At 62.8% G+C, this 8,688-nt stretch carries 8 protein-coding genes; 3 read left to right on the top strand and 5 right to left on the bottom strand.

The window, feature by feature from the left end; genetic code table 11:
• Positions 1-108: 108 nt before the first annotated feature.
• The 3 genes from G6N74_RS29045 to G6N74_RS29035 form a co-directional block, all read right to left on the bottom strand.
• Positions 109-1,110, bottom strand: coding sequence for an LLM class flavin-dependent oxidoreductase (locus G6N74_RS29045; RefSeq protein WP_165121480.1), 1,002 nt, complete (start codon positions 1,108-1,110; stop codon positions 109-111).
• A gap of 66 nt (positions 1,111-1,176) precedes the next feature.
• Positions 1,177-2,331 carry an AI-2E family transporter gene (locus tag G6N74_RS29040; RefSeq protein ID WP_165121479.1) on the bottom strand — a complete coding sequence of 385 codons (1,155 nt, stop codon included), beginning with the start codon at positions 2,329-2,331 and terminating at the stop codon, positions 1,177-1,179.
• A gap of 112 nt (positions 2,332-2,443) precedes the next feature.
• Positions 2,444-3,499, bottom strand: coding sequence for an LLM class flavin-dependent oxidoreductase (locus tag G6N74_RS29035; RefSeq protein ID WP_165121478.1), 1,056 nt, complete (start codon positions 3,497-3,499; stop codon positions 2,444-2,446).
• Positions 3,500-3,725: 226 nt separating this feature from the next.
• On the opposite strand from G6N74_RS29035, the gene G6N74_RS29030 reads away from it, so the two are divergent.
• Entirely contained in the window at positions 3,726-4,151 is a 426-nt protein-coding gene (locus G6N74_RS29030) for a DUF6481 family protein (protein WP_165121477.1), read from the top strand.
• Between the two features lie 82 nt (positions 4,152-4,233).
• Here the strand turns inward: G6N74_RS29030 and G6N74_RS29025 are convergent, their stop codons facing one another.
• Positions 4,234-4,458, bottom strand: coding sequence for a hypothetical protein (locus tag G6N74_RS29025; RefSeq protein WP_165121446.1), 225 nt, complete (start codon positions 4,456-4,458; stop codon positions 4,234-4,236).
• A gap of 32 nt (positions 4,459-4,490) precedes the next feature.
• Between G6N74_RS29025 and G6N74_RS29020 the strand changes: the two genes are divergently transcribed.
• A complete protein-coding gene (locus G6N74_RS29020; RefSeq protein ID WP_165121476.1) occupies positions 4,491-5,447 on the top strand; it encodes a cation diffusion facilitator family transporter in 957 nt (318 codons plus the stop codon).
• Between the two features lie 30 nt (positions 5,448-5,477).
• Positions 5,478-5,882: a GFA family protein gene (locus tag G6N74_RS29015; protein ID WP_165121475.1), complete on the top strand. Its 405-nt coding sequence runs from the start codon at positions 5,478-5,480 to the stop codon at positions 5,880-5,882.
• Positions 5,883-5,922: 40 nt separating this feature from the next.
• Here G6N74_RS29015 and G6N74_RS31070 read toward each other — a convergent pair whose 3' ends face one another.
• The gene (locus G6N74_RS31070; RefSeq protein ID WP_312857944.1) at positions 5,923-8,583 is read right to left on the bottom strand and encodes a patatin-like phospholipase family protein; all 2,661 of its coding nucleotides are present in this window, start codon (positions 8,581-8,583) and stop codon (positions 5,923-5,925) included.
• Positions 8,584-8,688: the final 105 nt, after the last annotated feature.

Below are 8,688 nucleotides of genomic sequence, written 5' to 3'. Positions count from 1 at the left end.
CTTTTGAGGGGGAGAGGTGGCTCGGCGAAGCCGAGACGGAGTGGGGGTCGGCTGCGCCTTATACGATTGCCCTCGCCGTAAACGGGGAGAGGGAAAGGGCGCCGGCGCTCAAGCCGCTTCCGACAATTCCTTATGCGCTTCCGCAAGTATCTCGAAGGACCTGATTCGCGATGCATGATCGAACATCTGCGCCGTCACCATCAGCTCGTCAGCACCGGTGCGGCGGATGAAGGCCTCCAAGCCGGCACGCACGGTCTGCGGCGAACCCACAATGGCGCAGGAGAGCGCCTGCGCCAGCATGGCCTTGGCCATCGGGTCGAGATCGGCGTCGTAATTTTCGACAGGTGCCGGCAGCGGGCCGGGCCGGCCGGTGCGCAAATTGACGAAGGCCTGCTGCAGCGAGGTGAACAGGAATTTTGCCTCCGCGTCGGTCTCGGCGGCGAAGACGTTCAGCCCGAGCATGACATAAGGCTTGTCCAGGAATTGCGACGGCTGGAAGCGCGAGCGATAGACATCGAGCGCCTGTTCCAGGTCGGCCGGCGCGAAATGCGAGGCAAACGCGTAGGGCAGGCCGAGCATGGCGGCGAGCTGCGCGCCATAGGTCGACGAGCCGAGTATCCACACCGGCACCTTCTGGCCTTCTCCGGGCACGGCGCGCACGCGCTGGCCGGGTTCGGCGGGCGCGAAATAGTTGATGAGCTCAACCACGTCCTGCGGAAAATTGTCGACGCCGGCTTCGAGATTGCGGCGCAGCGCGCGGGCCGTGTTCATGTCGGTGCCCGGCGCACGGCCAAGACCGAGATCGATGCGGCCGGGATGAAGGGCGGCCAGCGTGCCGAACTGCTCAGCGATCACCAGCGGTGCGTGGTTGGGCAGCATGATGCCGCCCGCGCCGACGCGGATCGTCTTGGTGCCGCCGGCGACATGGGCGATCACGACCGAGGTAGCCGCGCTGGCGATGCCCGCCATGTTGTGATGCTCGGCCAGCCAGTAGCGGTTATAGCCGAGGCGCTCGGCGTGGCGAGCCAGATCGAGCGTGTTGGCCAGCGATTGCGAGGCGGTGCTGCCCTCGGTGATCGGCGACAGGTCTAGAACGGAAAGTGGAATCACGGGGCAGGTCTCCGGGCGGGCAGGAAGCCCGGATATAGGAACGCCCGGCCTGCTTCGCAAAGGGCATCAGGCCGCTTTTGCCGGTTCCTCTGCTTCTTCTTCCTCCGGCTCGGCGGTTTGCTGCGCGGCCAGGAAATTGCCGACGTGATGCAGGCTGTCGAAATGATCGCAGAAGACCTTGACGATGACGAGCAACGGCACAGCGATCAGCGCCCCGACGAAGCCCCAGAGCCATGACCAGAAGGCGACGGCGACGAAGATCGCCACCGCGTTGATCTCCAGCCGGCGGCCGACGACGAGCGGCGTTATGAACTGGCCTTCGATGACGTTGCAGCAAACCACGAAGAGCGGCGCGACCATCGCGTAGGACAGGCTGTCGAAGCTGACGATGGCGATGATCGCGACAAGCAGGATGGTGATCAGCGCGCCGATATAGGGCAGGAAGTTCAACAGTGTGGCTGCGACGCCCCAGACGAACGGGTTCGGCATGCCGATGGCCCATAGGCCAAGCCCGATGGCGACGCCGAGGCCAAGATTGATGAGCGCGACGGTGAGCAGGTAGCGCGAAATCTCGCGCTCGACATCGTAGACGACGCGCAGCGCCCGCTTCTTCTCACTGAGGCGGGTGAAGGACTGGATGATCTTCTCATAGAACATCGTGCCCGAGGCGAGCAGGAACAGCGACAGCACGAAGGTGATCGCCGTCGTCGTGCCGGCCGACAGCAGGTTGCCGGCTGCCTGTGAGATGATGCCGGGCTGCGCGACGACCACCTTCTGCACACCCGGCTCCTGCGCGGTGTCGGTGACGCGCTCGACCTGATGGGAAATGCTTATCATCTGCTCGAAGGGGTGGCGCAGATGGGCGAGGCGCTCGGTCAACTGGCGGCCGATCGCCGGCGCATCATTGACCAGCGCGATGACAGGACCGCTGAGCAGATAGCCCGCCAGGCCGATCCCGAGCACGGAAACGACGACCAGTATTGTGGCCGACACGGCTTCGGGCATGCCGCGCTTGCGCAGGAAACGCACGATCGGCGTCAGCATCAGCGCCAGCAGGCAGGCCAGAATGACCGGCATGAAAAAATCGCGCCCGAAATAGAGCGCGTAGATTGCCATGAATATGAAGATACCGATGAGCAGCGAGCGCATGAGCCTTGTGTCCGACGCTGTTCGTGCTGCTGCCGACGGATCGGCGGCAGGGCTGGCCGTTTCATTTTTCATTGTCGATCCCCGATCTTCGCGGACGCCGGAACGATCTGGCGACGCGAAAATCCCTTCAGGCGCAACAATGCGCCTGAAGTCGGAAAGTTCCGCAGTCTCTAATGTATGAGGCTCAGCTTCCGGTCAGGGAAAGCTCTTTCACCGCCGTCTCGCGCCGCACGATCGGGGCGACCTTGGTGCCGAACAGCTCGATCGCCTTCATGATCTTGGCATGCGGCATGATGCCGATGGCCATCTGCAGCAGGAAGCGGTCGTTCTTGAACAGCTTGTGATTCGCGACGATCTTTTCGGCGACCTGCTCGGGATTGCCGACGAACAGCGCGCCGCTCGGGGATCGCGACTGGTCGTAATGCGCCCGCGACGTCGGACCCCAGCCGCGCTCGCCGCCGATGCGGTTCATCACCTCGGCCTGCGGCTCGTAGAAGTCGTCCGCCGCCTGCTGGGTCGTCTCGCCGACGAAGCCGTGGACATTGACGCTGGTGGCAAGCGTTGCCGGGTCGTGTCCGGCGCGCGACGCCGCCTGACGGTAGAGGTCGAACAGCGGTGCGAAACGCGCCGGCTCGCCGCCGATGATCGCAAGCGCCAACGGCAGGCCGAGTGCTCCGGCGCGGGCCACGGAAGTCGGCGTGCCACCAACCGCGATCCAGATCGGCAGCTTTTCCTGGAAGGGGCGGGGATAGACGCCGCGATCGTTGATCGGCGGGCGCATCTCGCCCGTCCAGGTCACGCGCTCGCTGTCGCGCAGCGCCAGCAGCAGGTCGAGCTTTTCAGCGAAGAGCTGGTCGTAGTCTTCGAGATTGTAGCCGAACAGCGGGAAGGATTCGATGAAGGAGCCGCGCCCCGCCATGATCTCGGCGCGCCCACCCGAGAGCAGGTCGAGCGTCGAGAACTGCTGGAAGACCCGCACCGGGTCGTCCGACGAAAGCACGGTGACCGCACTTGTGAGTTTTATGCGCCTGGTGCGCTCGGCAGCCGCCGCCAGCGCTACGACGGGCGCGGAAGCCGCGTAGTCCGGGCGGTGATGCTCGCCCAGGCCGAACACGTCGAGCCCGACCTGATCGGCAAGTTCGATTTCCTCGATGAGGTTGCGCAGGCGCTGATGCGGTGAGATGGCGTCGGGGCCGGGTTTCAGGCTGACATCCGCGAAAGTGTAAAGGCCGAGTTCCATGATCTGTCCTCGAAAATGGGGATTGTTGGCCTACAGGTAGCGACGCCCCGGCTCGCTCGCCAGTGGCCGGGCTGTGAACAGTCAATCTCGGATTCGACGCTTCGAACCGTTCCCTCAGGGCAACAGCTACCGATTACATGGCAGGCATGTCCATTTGGCGCTTGAACTCTTGGCTGTCGTGCGTATGTAAGCGGCGCGTACGAAAAGAAAAAATTGAAGGCGAAAATTGGCTATCTACAAGGAACAAGATTTCTCCGAGCGGCGCAATGCCGCAAACGAAGCAAGAAAAGCCCTGCTGAACCGCTTCAAGGCGCGTCCGGCTGAAGACGATCCGGAAGTTCTGGCTCGCAAGGCTGAGCGTCAGGCGATCCTCGAGGCGCGCGAAAAGCGCAATGCCGAAAAGGAAAAGCTGAAGCAGGAGCGACTGGCTCGCGAGGCGATCGAAAAGGCCGAGCGCGAAGCGGCGGCTGAAGCTGCCCGTATCGCTGCGGAAGAAGCCGCGGCTGCGGAAGCGAAAATCCGCGAAGCGGAAGAGACCGACCGCATCACGCGGGTGCTGGCCGACGAAGCCGAACGCAAGGCCAAGCGCGACGCGCGCTATGCTGCGCGCAAGGCACGCGGCGGCCGCATGCCGCTGCCGCCAAGGGCGTAAGGCAAACCTGATCCAGCCCTGACGTCATGTCGGGCTACAGCGCGACGGCTAAGCCGCCGCGCTGCTTTCGTGCGCGTATCTATTATTTCTTCTCTTTCAGCCTTATCGCTTGAACCGGTGCCGCCTTCAGCGCCGGCTCGGCTACGGGCTTCTTCGCATCCTTTTTCGGTTTGCGAGCTTCCTTGTTGCTGCGCATTTGACCCTTGGCCATGATTCGCTCCTCCTGTTGTCGGGTGACAGAGTGAAACAACAGATCGTGGCGAGGGCAAGGGGTTCCGATAGCCACATCTTGAGCAAAGCTGTGCATGCGCTACTCTCTCGTGAAACGAGGGACAGGCCATGGCTGCGCATTCCGGCTCCAAGAAGGTCATCTACGCCGCACTCGCCGGCAATCTCGCCATCGCGGTCACCAAGTTCATAGCTGCCTTTTTCACCGGCAGTTCGGCGATGCTGTCGGAAGGCGTGCATTCACTAGTCGATACCGGCAATGGCGGTCTACTGCTCTACGGGCTGAGCCGCGCTAACCGGCCGCCGGATGCAACCCACCCGCTCGGCCACGGCCGGGAGCTCTATTTCTGGAGTTTCATCGTTGCGCTGCTGGTCTTCGCGCTCGGCGCCGGCGTCTCCTTCTACGAGGGCGTCATCCACATCCTCGACCCGGAGCCCGTGCGCAACCCGACCGTCAACTATGTCGTGCTTGGCCTGTCCTTCCTGTTCGAGGGTGGTTCGTGGTGGGTGGCGCTGAAGGAGTTCCGTCAGGCCAAGGGCCGGCTCGGCTATCTCGACGCGGTTCGCCAGAGCAAGGACCCGAGCGTGTTCACGGTGCTGTTCGAGGACAGCGCCGCCTTGCTCGGGCTGATCGTCGCTTTCGTCGGTATTTTCTGCGCGCAGATATTCGCCATGCCCGAACTCGACGGCGTCGCCTCCATCGGCATCAGCATCATACTCGCCTCGACGGCGATCTTCCTCGCTCGAGAGAGCAAGGGCCTGCTGATGGGCGAACCGGCCTTGCCGGAAGTCCAGAAGGCGGTGCTGGCGCTGGCGCAGGCCGACCCCGCCGTGCAGCGCGCCAACGGCATCCTGACCGTTCACCTCGGGCCGGAAGAGATCGTCGCCGCCCTCAGCCTCGAATTCGAGGATCATATGACGGCGCCCGAGATCGAGACCTGCGTCGAGCGCCTGGAGGCCAAGCTGCACAAGGAGATGCCCCAGATTACCGCCCTATTCGTCAAGCCGCAGACCAAGGGAACCTGGGAGCGCCGACGCAAGGCGATTGTCGACGAGGCGAAGGAATAGCCACGCGAGCCAATCCAAGGAGGAGCAACGATGAAGATTGACGGCGGATGCCATTGCGGCGCTATTACATACCAGGCCGAGGTCGATCCTGAGAAGACGACGATCTGCCATTGCACGGATTGTCAGCAGCTCACCGGCACGGCCTTTCGGGTCAGCGTGCGGGCACCGGAAGACAAGTACGAGATCACCAAGGGAACGCCGAAGATATACGTCAAGATCGGCGCCAACGGCGCCCGGCGCGCGCAGGGGTTTTGCGAAAACTGCGGCTCGCATCTCTTCGCCACGTCGGCGGACGAGGGGCCGAAGGTCTACGGAATAAGGGTGGGCACGGTGAGGCAGCGTGAGGAGCTGGTGCCAAGAAGGCAGTTCTGGCACCGCTCGGCTCTGCACTGGCTGCCGGAATTCGAGGCCATGGAGACCGTGGAGACGCAGTAGGTTTCCCGGGGCCTGCCCTCTGCGCTTCGTTGGCGATGCCTTAGGGCAGCAGGCAGTTGTGGATGTCGGCGATGCGAGGGTCCATCGTGTCCTTGACCTTGCGGGCAGCGCATTTGTCGGCCGTCATGGCAATGGCATCGTCCTTCGCACCGAAGAACCGGTCGGTGATGTGGAAGCCAAGCGCGCGATAGACCTCGAACTGCTCTTCGGTGAAGAACTGGTCGCCGGTCGATTCATGCGGGAAAGTCGGGTTGCGCCGCGCATAGTCCAGCAGATAGTCATTCTCGTCGCCAGTCAAAGATGCCTTGATGTAGACGAGCGTGCCGGACTGGTTCTTGCCGTAGTGGATCTGGCCGATCGCGATATGCGGCATCAACGGTTTGGCGTGCCCGTTTTCTGCGGCCTTTTCCGGCGTCAGGGGTGCGGGAGCGGTGCCCGCTGCGTCAGCGGAGATAGTCTTCTGCGTGTCCAGCGTCGCCTTGCGGATCGCTTCCATGGGCAGGTCGATGCGCACGCCGAGGTCGATCCGCGAATGAATCTGCAAGGCGATGAAGGAACCGAAACGCATCTGCGGATCGGTCTCGGCGTCGACGACGACGATGACCTTGCAGCGCCGGCGCAGGAGTTCGTAGATGCCGAGATTCTCGATATGGCCGCCATCGGTGAGATAGACGTAGTTGCTCTCCTCGTCGAGGAAGCCGAACATCTCGAAGAACAGGAAGAAATGGCCATTGGCGCCAAGGATTTCCTTGACCTTTCGCAAGAATGACCGGCTTTTGCGGGCCATGTCCGACATCGGGACCGTTTCTTCCAGCGGCTCGCCGCCGATAAGCTTCAACACGCTGCTCGGGTTGCGCAGCCAGTAGCCGAGCCGCACATTGAGCATGGCAAGCGTCGGCGACAGCGCCCTTATCGTCTGCGATCCCATGTTGGACGATGCCGAGGCACCCGAAATGGCCACCGCGGTCGCCACGTCGAGCGGGTTGTCGATCTTCTTGTGCGCATAGGCCCGCGTCGGGATATAACCGGTGACGCGGCTGCCGACGAAAAGCGGCGAGAACAGGAAGAAATCGGCATTGCGCCCACGCCGGTTGGCCTCCGCCGACGACTGCACATTTATGGCGGTGTTTATGAGGTGATAGGGCGTGTCTTCCGATGCCAGTTCCGTCAGTTGCGGGATGTAGCCGTCGGGGTCCGGCTTGCCGGGACGAAACGACTGCGGGTCGAAATGGAAGGCGCGCGACAACCGGTCGCGGTAGAGATGGTGCAGCGAATTGGCGTTCGACTTCAGCCAGAACGAAAAGAAGAACAACAGCAGGCCCAGCACGAGATAAGGCACCCAGGCGATTCCGCCGAGATACTCCTTGAGCCACAGGAACCAGTTGGGACTGTGCGCGAAGCGCGTGGCGGGGTCGTCGCCGTCGGCGATCGCCCAGTAGCTGAGATGCAGATAGAAGATCCAGATCAGCAGAGGCAGCGCCAGCGCGCCGATCCACAGGATCAGGGTGGCCGTTCCCCGCGCCAGCAATGCCGCATAGGTCTTGCTGTAATAGGTATCGGCCAGATAGGACTTCAGCGTCTGGCGAAAGAAGGTGATGACGGCCGTTATCGGCGCAAGCATCAGCCCGAGCCAGGTGAGAAAGCTCCTGCCGCCTTCTGTTACAGGCGCGCCGGGCATGGGTTTGGGTGGCGCCATGGCGTCGAACAGCACATTGACCGCCAGCGGCTGGAATTCGATGAAAGCCACCAGCGCCACTGCGATCAGCACCAGCGCACCATAAAACGGCGCGCGCCCGACGGCGTCGGCGAGCATCTGCGCCCGCACGGCCGAGCGCAGCAGCGCCCAGACGAAGAAATAGATGAAGGCGCTGGCGAGGAAGACCAGCGTGACCGCAAAATGCTGGACGGGAGGCCAGTAGAGCGTGAAGCCGAACAGGTCGGACTTGACGAGATCGGCGCGCGTCGGATTGGAAAAGACGGTCAGGGCCGCAAGCAAAAGCGGAATCCACAGGATCAGCGCTGCATTGGCGGTAAGGCCGCGCACCACGACCGCCGCCGCTGTCAGCACGTCGCTGAGGCCTTTTGGAATGAGAAAGTTCGAATAATTGCGCAGATGCCCGACGGCGTCGCTGTCGGCAAGCTCGGATGCGCTGAGCATCTTGGAGGGCTTGGCGCCGAGCGAGGTGCCTTGCGGTGAAGAACCGAAGGCGAACTCGCCATTCCCCTTGACCAATGTCGCGCTGAGCGAACTGCCGATATAGCCGCCGCCCGAGACAGTCGACAGATAGTCGAGCCGGTTGATGATGCCGTAGCGGTCCAGCGCCTGGAGGACGCCGAGCGAAAAGGTCGCGGCCCTGATGCCGCCGCCCGACAGCGCAAGCCCGGTGAGATCGTCGAGCAATTTGCGCTCTTCGCCCGGCTGGTCTTCTGTCGGCTTGGCGCCCACGGGGCTCTGGACCACGGGCTTCGGCTGCGATCCCTCAGTCGGGGCAGCGGAAGAGCTGCCATTCTTGTGCTTGGCGCGCCGCCGGCGAATGATCTGCTGTTCGTATTGGAGGATGGATTGGCGGTCGGTGCGCATCCGGTTCTTCTCGCCCCACCAATTGTCCGGATGTTCGGCATGGTAGGCGGCAATGCCCGGCCCTTCGGGCATCTCGATCTTGCCCGGTTTGCTGCCTTTGCCCGATTCGCTGCTGCTCACTGCGTCGCTTCCCTCCAGAGGGACGAAATGCGGAAACGAGTATTGTCAGGTCGTTACTGGATTCGTGCAGAGAATTTGTATGCGATGCAATTCATATACTGGAAT

This window comes from Mesorhizobium zhangyense (assembly GCF_011045115.1).
GTDB lineage: Bacteria > Pseudomonadota > Alphaproteobacteria > Rhizobiales > Rhizobiaceae > Mesorhizobium_M > Mesorhizobium_M zhangyense.
Note: the sequence above shows the minus strand (reverse complement) of the source record. Positions and strands in the feature narration are given on the sequence as shown.